Origin of the sequence: Azoarcus sp. L1K30 (assembly GCF_018122735.1) — a bacterium.
In the GTDB taxonomy this organism is placed as follows: Bacteria; Pseudomonadota; Gammaproteobacteria; order Burkholderiales; family Rhodocyclaceae; genus Parazoarcus.
Map to the genome: position 1 here is coordinate 863,828 of NZ_JAGRRD010000001.1, position 14,959 is coordinate 878,786.

Sequence of the window (14,959 nt, forward strand, 5' to 3'; positions counted from 1 at the left end):
TCACGCGAGCGCGCGGTCCAGTGCCGCCGCCGCGCCGCGCACCAGATGGTTCAACTCCTCGGGAGTGACCACATACGGCGGCATGAAGTACACCGTAGAGCCGATCGGTCGCAGCAACACGCCATGATCGAGGGCGGCAGAAAAGAAGCGGTTGGCTAAACCAGGGCTCGCATCGCGGACATCGAAGGCGAGAATCATGCCGCGCTGGCGCAGATGTTCGACGCGCGGATGCGCGCCGAATTGCGCCTGCGTGAGTTGACCAAGCAAGGCTGCGCGCGCGCGGTTGCCATCGATGACCTTGTCTTCGACGAAGATGTCGAGGGCGGCCAGCGCCGCAGCGCACGCGAGCGGGTTGCCGGTGTATGAATGCGAGTGGAGAAAGGCGCGTGCGCTGCTGTCGGCATAGAAGCAGTCGTAGATCTCCTGGCTGCTGAGTACCAGCGACAGCGGCAGGTAGCCCCCGGAGATGCCCTTCGACAGGCAGATGAAGTCTGGCCATCCTCCGCCGGACTGGGTTGCTGGTCCCGCGACCTGCTCCCAGGCGAAAAAACTGCCCGTGCGGCCGCAGCCGACTGCAATCTCGTCGGCGATCAGGTGGACCTCGTAGCGATCGCACAGCGCGCGTGCAAGACGCAGGTATTCCGGGTCGTACATGATCATGCCGGCCGCACCCTGCACCAAGGGCTCGACGATGAATGCGGCGATCTCAGCGTGGTGCTTAGCGAGACAAGCCTCCAGGGCATTCGCCGCGCGGCGGGCGACATCGACCGCCGTCTCGCCCTCGGCTGCCTGGCGTGCGTCGGGACAGGGTACCGTCATCGCCGTGCGGATCAGCGGGGCGTAGGCATCGCGGAAGATGGGAACGTCGGTGACCGCAAGCGCGCCCACGGTCTCACCGTGATAGCTGCCCGCCAGACACAGGAAACGGTTCTTTTGGGGGCGTCCGCGATTGCGCCAGCTGTGCATGCTCATCTTGAGCGCGATCTCGGTGGCCGACGCGCCATCGGACGCATAGAAGGCATGACCGAGACGATGGCCGGTCAGGGCGGCAAGACGTTCGGAGAGTTCGACGACCGGTTCATGGGTGAAACCGGCCAGCATGACGTGCTCGAGCGTCTCCATCTGCCTGCGGAGCGCGAGGTTGATGCGCGGGTTGCAGTGACCGAAGAGATTGACCCACCACGAGCTGATGCCGTCGAGCAGACGACGCCCGTCGGCATCGATCAGCCATGGGCCTTCGCCGCGCTCGATCGCCACCAGGGGCAGCGTCTCATGCTGTTTCATCTGCGTGCAGGGATGCCATACGGCTGCCTGGGATCGTGCGAGCAGGGGGAGGGCGTCGGACATCGGAACTTTGCCAGTGGCGAAACCGGTCAATACTGCGGAATCCCGCGAGGCGTGTCAAACCGGACGAATTTGCTAAGATCGGCTTCCTGATCAATCCGAGCTGCAACATGATCCTCGTCATCTCTCCCGCGAAAGCCCTCGACTTCGACACCCCGCCGGTTGTGACGACCCACAGCCAACCCGATTTTCTCGACCAGTCGAGCGTCCTGATCGACATCCTCCGCCAGCGTACGCCGGCCGAGATCGCCGATCTGATGAAGCTCTCGGACCCGCTTGCCACCCTGAACGTGGCACGCTACGCGAGCTGGTCGCGCCCGTTCTCGCCGGACAATGCCAAGCAGGCGGTGCTCGCCTTTAACGGCGACGTGTATGAAGGAATGAACGCGACGAGCCTGTCGCCTGCCGATCTGGACTGGGCGCAGGCGCATCTGCGCATCCTTTCCGGCCTGTACGGAGTGCTGCGTCCGATGGACCTGATGCAGCCCTACCGGCTGGAAATGGGCACCAGGCTCGCCAATTCGCGGGGCAAAGACCTCTACGCCTTCTGGGGAAACCGGATTACCGACGCGCTCAACAGCCTGCTCGAGCATGAAGTGGCTGCAGGGCGCGAGGCGGTGCTGGTGAATCTGGCCTCCGAGGAGTATTTCAAGTCGGTGCGACGCAAGCAGGTGAAGGGCAGGGTGGTGACCCCCGTGTTCGAGGACTGGAAGGGCGGCCGCTACAAGATCATCAGTTTCTACGCCAAGCGCGCGCGCGGCCTGATGAGTCGCTTCGCCATCGTCAACCGGATCGACGCGGTGGACGATCTGCGCAAGTTCGACGGCGAAGGCTACGCTTATGCCGCAGAGGCCTCTGACGCCGATACCTGGGTCTTTCGTCGGCGCATCGACTGAGCACCTGTCCTCAATGGCGCCACCGCAACGAAGCGGTCCGGTGCGTTATCCATGGTGATTGCATGAAAATCAGCTCCAGCTTCGATTCGGGTTCGATCGAGGTCCTCAGCCTCGATGATCCGCAGAACATCCGTCTGCGCCTGCGTGCTGACAATGCCGCCGATTTCAAACAGTGGTTTCACTTCAGGCTGTATGAGGCGGCAGGCAGGCCGGTACGGATGGTGTTCGAGAACGCAGCGGATGCGGCCTTCGCCGACGGCTGGCACGACTACCGCTGCATGGCATCCTACGACCGGAAGAACTGGTTCCGCGTGTCGGGCACGCGCTATGAGAACGGCGAGCTGATCGTCGAGCACACGCCGGAACGCGATATCGTCTACTACGCCTACTTCGAACCCTATTCGCACGAACGTCATCTCGAGCTGATCAGCTGGGCCGAGTTGTCGCCCTATGCTGCGGTCAGGAATCTCGGTGCCACGGTCGAGGGGCGCGACCTGGACGTGGTGGTCGTGGGCAGATCTGCGCCTTCGCGCAAGCCGGTGTGGATCATCGCGCGCCAGCATCCGGGAGAAACCATGGCGGAGTGGTTCGTCGAAGGTTTGCTCAAGCGCTTGCTCGACAGCGCCGATCCGGTCGCGCGCAAGATCCGCGAGCATGCCGTTCTGTATGTCGTGCCCAACATGAACCCCGATGGTGCGGTGCGCGGCAACCTGCGCACGAACGCCGCCGGACGCAATCTGAACCGCGAGTGGCTTGCGCCCGATCCGCGCATGAGCCCCGAAGTTCACCTGGTGCGTGAGGCGATGGAAGCGAGTGGCTGTGCGCTCTTTCTCGACATCCACGGTGACGAATCGCTGCCCTATGTGTTCTTCTCCACCGCCGAGGAGGTGCCCGGCTTCACCCCGGACATGGCTGTGCAGCAGGCCCGCTTCGTTTCAAGCCTGCAGGCGGTCAGTCCCGACTTCCAGACCGAGCATGGCTACGTGAATGGTCGATTCGGCGACGAAATGCTGACCTTGGCGAGCAAGTGGGTGGCCCACCATTTTCGCTGCGTATCGCTGACGCTGGAAATGCCGTTCAAGGACAACGCCAACTTGCCGGATGGTCAGACGGGCTGGAATGGTGCCCGCAGTGAGTGTCTGGGCGCCGCGATGCTGCATCCGATTCTCGATCACGTGGCAGGAGCCGACTGACCCATGTCGCCTGGCAGGCGCCAGCGCGAGCCGGCGCCCGCATTCAGGCAGGAAACAGCGCCAGGATGCCATCCAGGCCGACATGATCGAGACAGCAGTCGGCTTCGTTGCGGAGTACCGGTTTCGCGCGATAGGCCACGCCGAAGCCGGCTGCACGAAACATCGGCATGTCATTGGCGCCATCACCGGCGCAGATCACCTGCTCGGCGCTCAGACCGAGCGCATCGCGCGTCCGGTTCAGATGTTCGGCCTTGGCGTCGCCATCGACGATCGCGCCGATGACGCGGCCGGTGAGGTGGCCGTCGACGATCTCGAGTTCATTCGCCCACGCTTCGTCGAAGCCGAGGCGCTGTTTGAGGCGGTCGGTGAAGTAGGTGAAGCCGCCCGACACCAGAACGGTGTGCACGCCGGCCGCCTTGAGCGTTCGCATCAGGCGTTCTGCGCCGGGGTTGAGTTTGAGGCGATGCTCGTAGACCTCTGCCAGCGCCTGCTCGGGCAGCCCTCGCAGCAGCGCCACGCGGCGGGTCAGCGATTCGCGGAAATCCATCTCGCCGCGCATTGCCGCCTCGGTGATCTCAGCCACCGGCGCCTTGAGTCCCTGCATGTCGGCAATCTCGTCGATGCACTCGATATTGATCAGCGTCGAGTCCATGTCCGTAACGAAGAGGCCGAAATCACTCAGGCGGCGGTTCGCATCGACCCAGGCAAAATCAAGTCCCGCCTGGGCGCAATGCGTCGGTACGGCCGGGTCGTACTGCGCATCGCGCAGTCTGAAGGACTGCGGGGTGATCTGTTCGATCGCGCTCGCCCCCGTGAGTCTGGCGAGTGCCTTCAGGGCGACGGTGTCAACATCGGGGCCCTGTACGACCAGACTCATTCACTGCGCTCCCGACGGGCAAGGGCTTCACGCAGGTCGACGGCGGCAGCCCTGATCATCTCTTCGGTGGTCTCCCAGCCGACACAGGCGTCGGTGACCGAGCAACCGTACTTGAGCTGCGACAGGTCGGCCGGAATCGGCTGATTGCCGGCCACGATGTTGCTCTCGATCATCAGGCCGACAACCGACTGGTTGCCTTCGCGCACCTGATGTACCACGTCCTTCATCACCAGCGGTTGCAGTTCGGGCTTCTTCCACGAGTTCGCATGGGAGCAATCCACCACGATATTGACTGCGAGTTTCGCCTTCGCCAGTGCCTGCTCTGCCAGCGAGATCGATACCGTGTCGTAGTTCGGCCTGCCGCCGCCACCGCGCAGCACGGCGTGGCCGTACTTGTTGCCACGGGTGCGCAGGATGGCCGATACGCCCTTGGCGTTGACGCCGAGAAAACTGTGCGGACTCGCCGCCGAGATGATCGCATTGACGGCCACGTCCATGTCACCGTCAGTCGCATTCTTGAATCCGACCGGCGTGGACAGGCCTGAGGCCATCTCGCGGTGGGTTTGCGACTCGGAGGTACGGGCGCCGATCGCCGTCCACGAGATCAGGTCCCCGTAGAACTGGGGCGCAATCGGGTCCAGCGCCTCGGTCGCGATCGGCAGCCCGACCTCGGCGACGTCAAGCAGGAACCTGCGTGCCTTCTCCATGCCTTCGTCGATGCGGAAGGAGTCGTTCATGTACGGGTCGTTGATGAATCCTTTCCAGCCCGTCGACGTGCGCGGCTTTTCGAAATAGACCCGCATCACCAGCACCATGGTGTCTGCGACCTCGTCGGCCAGCTTGCGCAGGCGGCGGGCGTAGTCGAGGCCGGCAACCGGGTCGTGGATGGAGCACGGGCCGACGACGACGAACAGCCTGGGGTCCTTGCGATCGAGGATGTCCATCAGGCTACGGCGGCCGGCCAGCACCGAGGCGGCGGCCTTGTCGGTCAGGGGTACGCGCGCCTTGATCTCCTCCGGCGAGGGCATGCTATCAACGGCGACGATATTGAGGTTTTCGGTCTGGGCGACTGGCATTGAGCGCTCCACAAGGCTCCGGGAAAGGGCGGAATTGTAACCCGAAGGCGGACACGCACCCGGCATGCACGGCCCTTTTTTCGAGCACTCGTCACCTGCTGGCGGCGACGCTCGGTGTCCGCAGTGGGGCAGCGCGGGTTCAGTAGTTGAAGCGGTCCTGAAGTTCGTCGAGATTGAGCGTGTGCAGAATCTCGCCAAGACGCTCGCGGGCATTGCCGCGCACTTCGCCGGTGCGACGGGCGACGATGAGCTCGTTCTTCATCGAGTGCTCCCACCCGACGAGCTCGGTGACGGTCAGCGCGTAGCCATGGGCCTCGAGCAGCAGGCAGCGCAACACATTGGTGAGATGGCTGCCGAACTCCCGCGTATGAATGGGATGGCGCCAGATCTCCGCCAGCGGTGTCTGCGCCAGCGATGCGGCCTTGTGCTTGCGCAGCACCGCGGCGACTTCTGCCTGGCAGCATGGCACCAGCACGATGGACTGGGCCTGTCTGGCAAGGGCAAAGCGGATCGCGTCATCCGTCGCGGTATTGCAAGCATGTAAGGCTGTCACGACATTGACGCGCGCCGGGATGCGATCCGAGCTCATCGAGGCCTCGACCGAGAGATCGTAGAAGCGCATGCGGTGAAAGCCCAGCTTGTCGGCCAGTACGCGCGACCCCTTCACGAGTTCGGCACGCGTCTCGATGCCGATGACGCGCCCCGCCGGACGCGACTTCAGGAACAGATCATAGAGGATGAAGCCAAGGTAGGACTTTCCGGCGCCATGATCCACCAGCACCGGGTCGGCGCTGCTGGTGAACGCTTCGTCGAGCAACGGTTCGATGAAGTTGTAAAGGTGGTAGACCTGCTTGAGCTTGCGCCGGCTGTCCTGGTTGAGTTTGCCGTCACGCGTCAGGATATGCAGTGCCTTGAGCAGTTCAACCGATTGTTCGGGGTGGATTTCGGGTGCGGACATAGGAGGCATTCGAGGTCTGGGCCCCTCATTCTAACCGTCCCGCAGCGCAAGACCGTGACCGTGTGCGTGGCCGCGCACCGGGGTCAGGGTCAGCGCCGCCGGTGCACTACAACCAGCGTGCGCGCTTGAATTGCCAGTACAGGATGGCCGAGGCGATGAAGATCACCGCGAGTGCTGCCGGGTAGCCGTAGGTCCATTGCAGTTCGGGCATATGGGTGAAATTCATGCCCCAGATGCCGGCAAGCGCAGTCGCCACCGCAAAGATACCGGCCCAGGCCGCCAGGCGCTTGCTGACCTCGGTCTGGTCGATGGTCACCATCGACAGGTTCACCTGGATGGCGGTGCCGATGGTGTCACGAATGCTGTCCAGGCTCGCGTTGATCCGGGTGAGGTGGTCGAACACATCGCGGAAGTAGTGCCGGCTGTTGGCGCAGACCTCGGGCACGCGCCCGCTGTGAAGCTTGCCGGCCGCTTCCATGAGGGGCGTGACGGCGTGCTTGAGCACCGTAATCTTGCGCTTGAGGCGGTATAGCCGGCGGATGTTGGAACGCGCCGCTCCCTTGGTGAAAATGCGCTCTTCCATCGCTTCGAGTTCCGTTTCGAGCTTCTCGATCAGCGGGAAATAGCGATCCACGACCGCGTCCATCAAGGCATAGAAGACATAGCCGGACCCCTTGGCGAGCATCTTCGGCTCGCGCTCACAGCGCGCGCGCACACCGAGAAAATTCTGATCGTTATGGTTGCGCACCGAGAGGATGTAATTGCGTCCGACGAAGGTGTGCACTTCCCCGACCAAGAGCTTGCCTTCACGCTCTTCGACGAGGTGCATGACGGCGAATACTTCCTCGCCATATTCCTCGACCTTCGGTCGCTGGTGACCGTGATTGGCATCTTCGACCGCGAGTTCGTGAAGGCCGAACGCGGCCTTCATTTGCGCCATCTCTTCGGGCGAGGCGTCCTTCAGTGCAACCCAGACGAAACAGTCCGGGCGCTGCAGATAATCGGCGATCTCGGCGATGGGCAGGTCGGCCAGCTTGCGACCGTTCTGGTATGCGATGCAATTGATGAGCATGGCGTCTCCGGAATCTCGTTTGGGGCGCGCATTCGCGTGCGTGACTCAGGCCTTCACCGCATCGAGCAGATCACGAACGGCTTTGACCCGCAATTTCAACTCGGGCAGGCTGGCGCGGCGGACCAGCTTGTTCGGCCCGGCCATCTTCGTGCTGCGGTCCTTCTGGATGAGGAAGATCACCTTCGTCGGATCGATCGGCGCATCCTTGCCGAACTGGATGCTGATCTGGGCCTCCGACGCATCGAGTTTCTGCACATCCCAGGGCTTGAGCAGCATGCGCAGGCGATGTGTTTCAAGCAGGGCCTGGGTTTGCGGCGGCAGTTCGCCGAAGCGATCGATGAGTTCCTCCTGCAAGTCACGCAGTTCTTCCTCCGCCTCACAGTTAGCCAGGCGCTTGTAGAGCGTGAGGCGCTCCTGCACGTCCGGACAGTATTGGGTCGGCAGCAGGGCAGGGGTGTGGAGATTGATTTCCGACACGACCTCGAGCGGCTGGCTCAGATCGGGTTCCTTGCCCGCCTGCAGGTCCTTGACCGCGCGCTTGAGCATCTCGGTGTACAGGCTGAAGCCGATCTGCTGGATCTCGCCCGACTGGCTCTCGCCGAGCACCTCACCGGCACCGCGGATTTCCAGGTCGTGCATGGCCAGATAGAAGCCCGAGCCCAGCTCGTCCATCATGGCGATCGCCTCGAGGCGCTTTTGTGCCTGCGCCGATGGCTTCGCATTGGCGTCGGTCAGCAAGTAGGCGTAGGCCTGGTGGTGACTGCGTCCGACCCGCCCGCGCAACTGGTGCAGCTGCGCCAGGCCGAAGCGATCGGCCCGATTCATGATGATGGTGTTGGCCGTGGGAATGTTGATGCCGGTCTCGATGATGGTCGTGCACAACAGCAGGTTGGCGCGCTGCTGGGTGAAGTCGCGCATCACCCGCTCCAGTTCGCGTTCCGGCAACTGTCCGTGCCCGACCACGATGCGCGCCTCTGGCAGCAGTTCGGCCAGATCGTTGCGCATGTTCTCGATGGTGTCGACCTCGTTGTGCAGGAAATACACCTGGCCGCCACGCTTGAACTCGCGCAGCACGGCTTCGCGCACGATGCCTTTGCTCCAGCGATGGACGAAAGTCTTGATCGCAAGGCGCTTCTGCGGCGCGGTGGCGATCACCGAGAACTCGCGCATGCCCTCCATCGCCAGACCCAGCGTGCGCGGAATGGGGGTGGCGGTGAGTGTGAGGATGTCCACTTCGCTCCGCAATTGCTTGAGGGCTTCCTTCTGGCGCACGCCGAAGCGATGTTCCTCGTCGATGATGACGAGACCAAGGCGCTTGAAGATGACGTCCTTCTGCAGCAGGCGATGGGTGCCGATGATGATGTCGACCTTGCCTTCGCCGAGCTGGGTCAGGGCTTCGGTCTGTTCCTTGGCCGACTTGAAGCGCGACAGCTCCGCGATCTTGATCGGCCAGTCGGCGAAGCGGTCCGCGAAGGTCTGATAATGCTGCTCGGCGAGCAGGGTAGTCGGGCACAGGACGACCACCTGCTTGCCGTCGGCGACCGCGATGAAGGCGGCACGCAGTGCCACCTCGGTCTTGCCGAAGCCGACGTCGCCGCACACCAGGCGATCCATCGGGCGGCCCGACTTCATGTCGGCGATGACGGCATCGATGGCCGCCTGCTGGTCCGGCGTGGTCTCGAAGCCGAAAGCCTCGGTGAAGGCGTCGAGGTCGTGCTGCCTGAAATCGAAGCGGTGACCCGGGCGCGCCGCGCGTTGTGCATAGAGCGATAGCAGCTCGGCGGCCGTGTCGCGCACCTGCATCGCCGCCTTCTTCTTGGCCTTGTCCCACTGTCCTGAACCCAGCCGGTGAAGTTCGAGGTTCTCCGGGTCGGCGCCGGCATAGCGGGTGATCACGTGCAGTTGCGACACCGGCACATAGAGCTTGTCGCCGCCGTTGTACTCGAGGTGCAGGAACTCGGTATCGCCTTCGCCGAGGTTCATGTGCAACAGGCCCAGATAACGGCCGATACCATGCGATACGTGCACCACCGGGTCGCCGACCTTGAGCTCGGAGAGGTCGCGCAGCCAGCCCTCCATCGTCGCCGCCTTGCGGTTGTCGCGTCTGGCGCGGGTGCGCGCAGTGGCGGCGTAGAGCTCGGTCTCGGTAATGATGGCAATTCTTGCGCCCGGCAGGATGAAGCCTGCCCCCAGCGGTGCGGTGCCGAGCGCCAGTCTGGCGTCGGATTCGGCGAAGGCCGCGAAATCGGCGCTGGCATCCGGCTTCAGCCCGTATTCGGCGAGATAGTCGGCCATGGTCTCGCGCCGCCCCGGTGAGTCCGCTACGAGCAGTACGCGGCCGTCGAAGGTCGAGCAGAACGTCTTGAGCCGATGCAGCGGGTCGGTGGCCTTGCGTTCGACCGCAACCTCGGGAAGCGGCAATGCGACCGGGCTTTCGCCGCTCTCGCCACTGTCGCCCGATGCACCGATCACCAGCCGCGGACGGTTCTTCAACGCCGCGAAGAAGCCTTCGTCGGTCAGGAACAGATGTCCCGGCGGCATTACCGGCCGCGTACGATCTCCCTTGAGCAGATCGTAGCGCGAGCGCGTGTCGCGCCAGAACTCCTCGATCGCGGTCGGCACGTCACGGTGCAGGAGCACAGGCGTATCGACCGGCAGATAGTCGAACAGGGTCGCGACGTCGTCGAAAAACAGCGGCAGGTAGTACTCGATGCCGGCGGGCGCGATGCCGTTGGAGACATCCTTGTAGATCGCTGCACGGGTGGGATCGCCCTCGAATATCTCACGAAAGCTGCCGCGAAAATGATTGCGTCCCTTCTCGTCGAGGGGAAATTCCCGCGCTGGCAACAGCCGGATTTCCTTGACCGGGTACACCGTGCGCTGCGTATCCGGGTCGAAGGTCTTGATGGTTTCGACCTCGTCATCGAAAAGATCGATGCGGTAGGGCAAGGGAGAGCCCATCGGGTAGAGGTCGACCAGTCCGCCACGAACCGAGAATTCGCCTGGACTGACCACCTGGGTGACATGGGTATAGCCGGCGACCGCCATCTGCATGCGCAGTTGCGCGACATCGAGTCGCTCGCCCTGGCGCAGAAAAAAGGTGTATGCCGCCAGAAAGGCAGGGGGCGCCATGCGGTAGAGCGCGGTCGTGGCCGGTACCAGAACGACGTCGGCTTCGCTGCGGGTAATGGCATACAGCGTGGACAGCCGCTCCGAAATCAGATCCTGGTGGGGAGAGAAGCTGTCGTAGGGCAGCGTCTCCCAGTCCGGCAGCAGGTGCAGCCTCAGACCAGGAGCAAGCCAGGCGATTTCGTCTTGCAGGCGCTGGGCGTCCAGCGGGTTGGCGGTCACCACCGCAAGCATGCGTCCGCGCCCTGCCAGTTGCGCAATGGCGAGCGCATCGGCCGATCCGCTCAGCGGCGGCAGATCGAGGCGGAAGCCGGGCTTGGGCAAGGGCTTCAGTGAGACGGCAGGCAGCAGGGCATCGATGAAACGGGGCATGAGGCGTAACCGGGGCCAGAAAGGCAGCAGGAAAGGCGGTGATTATAGGCGAAGCGACACGCCACTGACGGGCACGCGCCGCGCACCCGCAGGTTCAGGCGAAGACGTCGATTGCCGGCGGCTGTTGCGGGGCGGCGCTGACAGCCTCGACCAGACGCGACAAAGCGGCTTCAAGCCGGGCGGCTATTGGGTCGTCCTCGCCGCGTTGAGCGTTGAGCTCCTGGCGGGCTTCGCTTGCCATGCGTTGGGCCATGGTGGCCACCTGACGGTCCTGTGGCGACGGGTCGGTGGGGGCCAGCGCGGCCGCACGAATGCGTTCGGCACGCGCGATCGTCTCTTCCGCCGTTCTGCCCTCCGAGGTGTCGATGCGGACTTCGCCGCCGACCGCATAGCGCTTGTCGTCCGGCCCGGTCTCGAAGGTGTAACTGGCGCGTGCAGTGATCAGGTCGCCGCCGGCAGAAATGTGCGCCTGTTCGTGGGCACGCACCTGCTCATCGCGCTGCTTGAGTTGGTCAAGTTCGCGCTGTTCTGCCGCACTCAGTTCGGCGTCGTTCCCAATGCGCTTGTTCGATTCACTCGCCTTGCCCTGCGAGCTTGCAGGAAGCTGGGGCCAGTAAGCATGGGTCGCGCCTCCAATGCCTGCGCTGATCATGTGTGTGAAGAATTGACGGACGCTCTGCTGACGAAGATTGATATTCCCATGGACTCAGCTTAGACGTCGAAGCGCAGCTGCGAAAGTTCGCATCTGATGTGGGTTCGAGCGTTCCCGACGCTTTGCATAGTGCCTCAGACCGGGTTTGGCGGTACTTCGTCCTGCGAATGAGGGAGAGTCGGATCAACCATCTTCGGCGAAGGCAGGGGCAGGTGCCGGAGCATCCATTCCGTGGCGAAGGCTGCACTGCGCTGCAGCATGTCCAGACTGGCGACACCGTTATCCATCTGCCCCGCATCCTGCCAGGCCCGCGTCGATTTAAGCAGCTCGAAGGCGCTGCGCAGGATGGCCCGCTCGGGGTCGTCGTGGCCGACCACGAACAGCGTCGGTACGCCCACGTTGCGAAGCGGGCCCGCGCCGGCCAGATCGGGGCGCCCGCCAAGGCACACGAGGGTATTGAAGCGCTCGGGGTTCTTCGCTGCGGCACGCACGATCGCGGCACTGGCGGTGCCAAAGGCGAGCAGACCGATGGACAGGTCGCACAGGGGCGGCTGGTTCTCGATCCAGAGTGCAGCCGCAAGCAGGCGGTCGGTGAGGCGGGTCACGTTGTAACGCGCGTCGGGATCGTGCAACTCTTCCTGATGATTGAGCAGATCGAGCGCCAGTGTGGCGAATCCGGCCCGTTGCAGGGCGCCCGCAACCAATGCCTGTCTCTGGTGCAGGATGGGGTTCGATCCGGGTTGCAGGATCAGCACCAGACCGCGCACATCCGGCGCATGTGCGAGTGTGGCGTCGAGCCAGATGCCCTCGGCAGGAATGCGGATCGGGGTAGTTCGCAGCTTCACGGGGTGTTGGCCTGGAGGTTTGGCAATCGTCGGAATTCAGCATCTCACAGGCGCATGCGCGATCGCAACTCCCCGATGAGCCTGATGTCAGCTGCTGCGGTGAATGGGTACCGCAAGCCGACGGTGTCCGAAGGGCGTCGCGAATGCGCCAAATCGGCCCGCCAGCCGTGCGCCGCAATCGGGGCAGTGCCCGTCGGCATCGAGCCGGTAAGCCAGGATGTCGTACCAGTCACGCACGATCAGGGACGCGCCGCAATTCGCACAGAACGTGGTGCCGCCCGCGACATCGTGCACATTGCCGGTGTAGACATGCCGGAGGCCCTTGTCGAGCGCCAGCTGACGCGCGCGTGCGAGGGTTGCCGGCGGCGTCGGGGGCAGCGTGTCAAGCTTGAAATCGGGATGAAAGGCGCTGAAGTGCAGCGGAATCTCCGCGCCCAGATGGTCGCGCACCCAGCAGGCAAGGGCGCCGATCTCCGCGTCGCTGTCGTTGCGCCCGGGAATGAGCAGGGTGGTGAGCTCGATCCACACATCGGTCTCGTGCCTGAGCCAGACCAGGGTATCGAGCACCGGCTGCAGGTGGGCGCCGCACAGCTGTACGTAGAACTCGTCGGTGAAGGCCTTCAGATCGACGTTGGCCGCGTCCATGCAGGCGAAAAAATCGCCTCGCGCCTGTTCGGTGATATAGCCCGCGGTTACCGCAACGGTGTGTATTCCCCGCGCATGGCAGGCTGCAGCCACGTCGATGGCGTATTCGGCAAAGATTACCGGGTCGTTGTAGGTGAAGGCGACGCTGGCACAACCGTGAGCCTGCGCGGTGGCGGCAATTTCGTCGGGGGAGGCGGCATCCATCAGGCGATCCATGTCGCGCGACTTGGAGATATCCCAGTTCTGGCAAAACTTGCACGCCAGGTTGCAGCCTGCGGTACCGAAGGAAAACACGCTGCTGCCCGGGTAGAAGTGGTTCAGTGGCTTCTTTTCGATCGGATCGATGCAGAATCCCGAACTGCGCCCGTAAGTCGTCAGCTGCATCGCGTCGCCTTCCCGCATGCGCACGAAGCAGGCCCCGCGCTGGCCCTCGTGCAGGCGGCAATAGCGCGGACACAGATCGCACTGTATGCGTCCGTCGCCAAGCCGGTGCCAGTACCTCGCCGGATGATTCATCAGGCGCCTCCGGGATTTTCCTGCCACGAACGCACCTCGAAACGGGCCGCCATCAGTCCACCGGCCGGACGATCCGGCGGCAGCCCCGCCTTTCGCTTGAGGGCGGCGAGAAAGCCCTCGGGTTCGGGCAGTTGGTCCCACACCTGGGGCAGGAAAGTCGCACTTCGGCAGCCGGCGAAGAGAATGAGACCATGCTCTCGGGGGACGATCTGGCGCATGAGATCGGACTCGTCGTCGAAGTCGATGAACTCGGGGGAAGACAGTACCGAGACTTCGATCTGTGTGGACGCCAACTCGTCCCAGGCCAGCGGAGGGAAGCGCGGATCTTTCGTTGCCGCAGCGACGGCGTTCTGAACCACATCTTCGCCGAGGGGGCGCTGTGGCCGGATGCTGCCGATACAGCCGCGCAATTCGCCATGGCGGTGCAGGGTGACGAAGCAGGCGCCGCGTTCGCGAAGCCGGGCATCGTCGGCGGGGGCCGGGCCTGCGCCCAGATGATGTGCGATGGCCTGCCGCGCGCGGGCAAGCAGCAGGGGGCCGAGATCCAGCCGGTCAGTGGTGTTGGGATGCATGCGGCACCATGTCACAGAAGGCAATGCTGGCATAGCCGACGACCCGATCGCGATCGCCCGCGGTATCGCCCGAATTGCGCAGGTCGAGAAGGTGAGGCACGAGTCCATGGCGGGCCGCGACGCGAAGCAGCCCGTTGACGGGTGTCGCGCCACAGGCCTGCTCATGGTCGAGCACCGGACGCATGGCGAGAATCTCATTCACCGTTGCGCGATCCTGACGTTGCGCCTGATGGTAGGAATGAAAGTGGGACAGGTCGGAGCTAATCACGATCAGCGTCTCCGAGTCACCCCACACGGCTTCGATCACTTCGGCCACCGCGTCGGTCGAGGCCTCGCCCACCAGGATCGGAAGAATGGTGAAACGATCGAAAACGCTCTGCAGGAAGGGGAGTTGAACCTCCACGCAATGCTCGTAAGCGTGGGGGCGGTCGTCGACGACCACGTCCGGGCGGCATTGCAGCAGGGCCCATCGCGCACGATCAAGGGGCAAACTTCCCATTGGCGTGGCGAAGACCTGCGCTGCAGGCAACGCGAATCCATTGACCGGAAGCCGGTGGTTCGGCCCCAGGATCACGACCCGGCGAATCTCGTCGCGCACGGGTAGCAGCGCACCGTAGGCCGCAGCAGCAACGGAGCCGGAATAAATGTAGCCCGCGTGCGGCACGATGATCGCCTTCGGAGGGGGGACCTTTTCCAGCGGCACGGCAGTGGCCATCAGGTCGCTCACCTGGAGGCGCAGCACGCGCTCATCGGCCGGATAGAACTGCCCGGAAACCGCGGCCGGGCGGATGGAAGCAATCGCCATTGACGGC

At 63.8% G+C, this 14,959-nt stretch carries 13 protein-coding genes; 2 read left to right on the forward strand and 11 right to left on the reverse strand.

The genetic code is table 11. The features are described from left to right. Positions 1-1,347, reverse strand: a complete 1,347-nt coding sequence (gene bioA, locus J5J83_RS03850; RefSeq protein WP_212345648.1) for an adenosylmethionine--8-amino-7-oxononanoate transaminase — start codon at positions 1,345-1,347, stop codon at positions 1-3. Between the two features lie 107 nt (positions 1,348-1,454). On the opposite strand from bioA, the gene yaaA reads away from it, so the two are divergent. Both yaaA and J5J83_RS03860 read left to right on the forward strand, forming a co-directional pair. Then, complete coding sequence (gene yaaA / locus J5J83_RS03855; RefSeq protein WP_212345650.1) at positions 1,455-2,240, forward strand: peroxide stress protein YaaA; 786 nt, start codon at positions 1,455-1,457, stop codon at positions 2,238-2,240. A 62-nt stretch (positions 2,241-2,302) separates the two neighbouring features. After that, positions 2,303-3,433, forward strand: a complete 1,131-nt coding sequence (locus J5J83_RS03860) for a M14-type cytosolic carboxypeptidase (RefSeq protein ID WP_212345652.1) — start codon at positions 2,303-2,305, stop codon at positions 3,431-3,433. Between the two features lie 43 nt (positions 3,434-3,476). On the opposite strand, the gene serB is transcribed toward J5J83_RS03860, so the two are convergent. The 10 genes from serB to amrB form a co-directional block, all read right to left on the reverse strand. Next, entirely contained in the window at positions 3,477-4,310 is an 834-nt protein-coding gene (gene serB, locus J5J83_RS03865) for a phosphoserine phosphatase SerB (RefSeq protein ID WP_212345654.1), read from the reverse strand. Continuing rightward, on the reverse strand, positions 4,307-5,386 hold the full coding sequence (locus J5J83_RS03870; protein ID WP_212345657.1) for a 3-deoxy-7-phosphoheptulonate synthase: 1,080 nt from the start codon (positions 5,384-5,386) through the stop codon (positions 4,307-4,309). The genes serB and J5J83_RS03870 overlap by 4 nt, the downstream gene beginning before the upstream one ends. Positions 5,387-5,525: 139 nt before the next feature. Next, positions 5,526-6,344 (reverse strand): SAM-dependent methyltransferase, encoded by an 819-nt coding sequence (locus J5J83_RS03875; RefSeq protein WP_212345659.1) that lies wholly within the window; start codon positions 6,342-6,344, stop codon positions 5,526-5,528. A gap of 106 nt (positions 6,345-6,450) precedes the next feature. Continuing rightward, positions 6,451-7,416 carry a magnesium/cobalt transporter CorA gene (corA, locus tag J5J83_RS03880; RefSeq protein ID WP_212345661.1) on the reverse strand — a complete coding sequence of 322 codons (966 nt, stop codon included), beginning with the start codon at positions 7,414-7,416 and terminating at the stop codon, positions 6,451-6,453. 45 nt (positions 7,417-7,461) lie between these two features. Further along, positions 7,462-10,917 (reverse strand): transcription-repair coupling factor, encoded by a 3,456-nt coding sequence (gene mfd / locus J5J83_RS03885; protein WP_212345663.1) that lies wholly within the window; start codon positions 10,915-10,917, stop codon positions 7,462-7,464. 94 nt (positions 10,918-11,011) lie between these two features. Further along, complete coding sequence (locus J5J83_RS03890; RefSeq protein WP_212345665.1) at positions 11,012-11,569, reverse strand: putative metalloprotease CJM1_0395 family protein; 558 nt, start codon at positions 11,567-11,569, stop codon at positions 11,012-11,014. A 134-nt stretch (positions 11,570-11,703) separates the two neighbouring features. After that, positions 11,704-12,414: an alpha/beta hydrolase gene (locus tag J5J83_RS03895; RefSeq protein ID WP_212345667.1), complete on the reverse strand. Its 711-nt coding sequence runs from the start codon at positions 12,412-12,414 to the stop codon at positions 11,704-11,706. Between the two features lie 87 nt (positions 12,415-12,501). Beyond that, on the reverse strand, positions 12,502-13,575 hold the full coding sequence (gene amrS, locus J5J83_RS03900) for an AmmeMemoRadiSam system radical SAM enzyme (protein ID WP_212345669.1): 1,074 nt from the start codon (positions 13,573-13,575) through the stop codon (positions 12,502-12,504). Beyond that, on the reverse strand, positions 13,575-14,147 hold the full coding sequence (amrA, locus tag J5J83_RS03905; protein ID WP_212345672.1) for an AmmeMemoRadiSam system protein A: 573 nt from the start codon (positions 14,145-14,147) through the stop codon (positions 13,575-13,577). Before amrA ends, amrS begins: the two co-directional genes overlap by 1 nt. Further along, positions 14,128-14,952, reverse strand: a complete 825-nt coding sequence (amrB, locus tag J5J83_RS03910) for an AmmeMemoRadiSam system protein B (RefSeq protein ID WP_212345674.1) — start codon at positions 14,950-14,952, stop codon at positions 14,128-14,130. The genes amrA and amrB overlap by 20 nt, the downstream gene beginning before the upstream one ends. Positions 14,953-14,959: the final 7 nt, after the last annotated feature.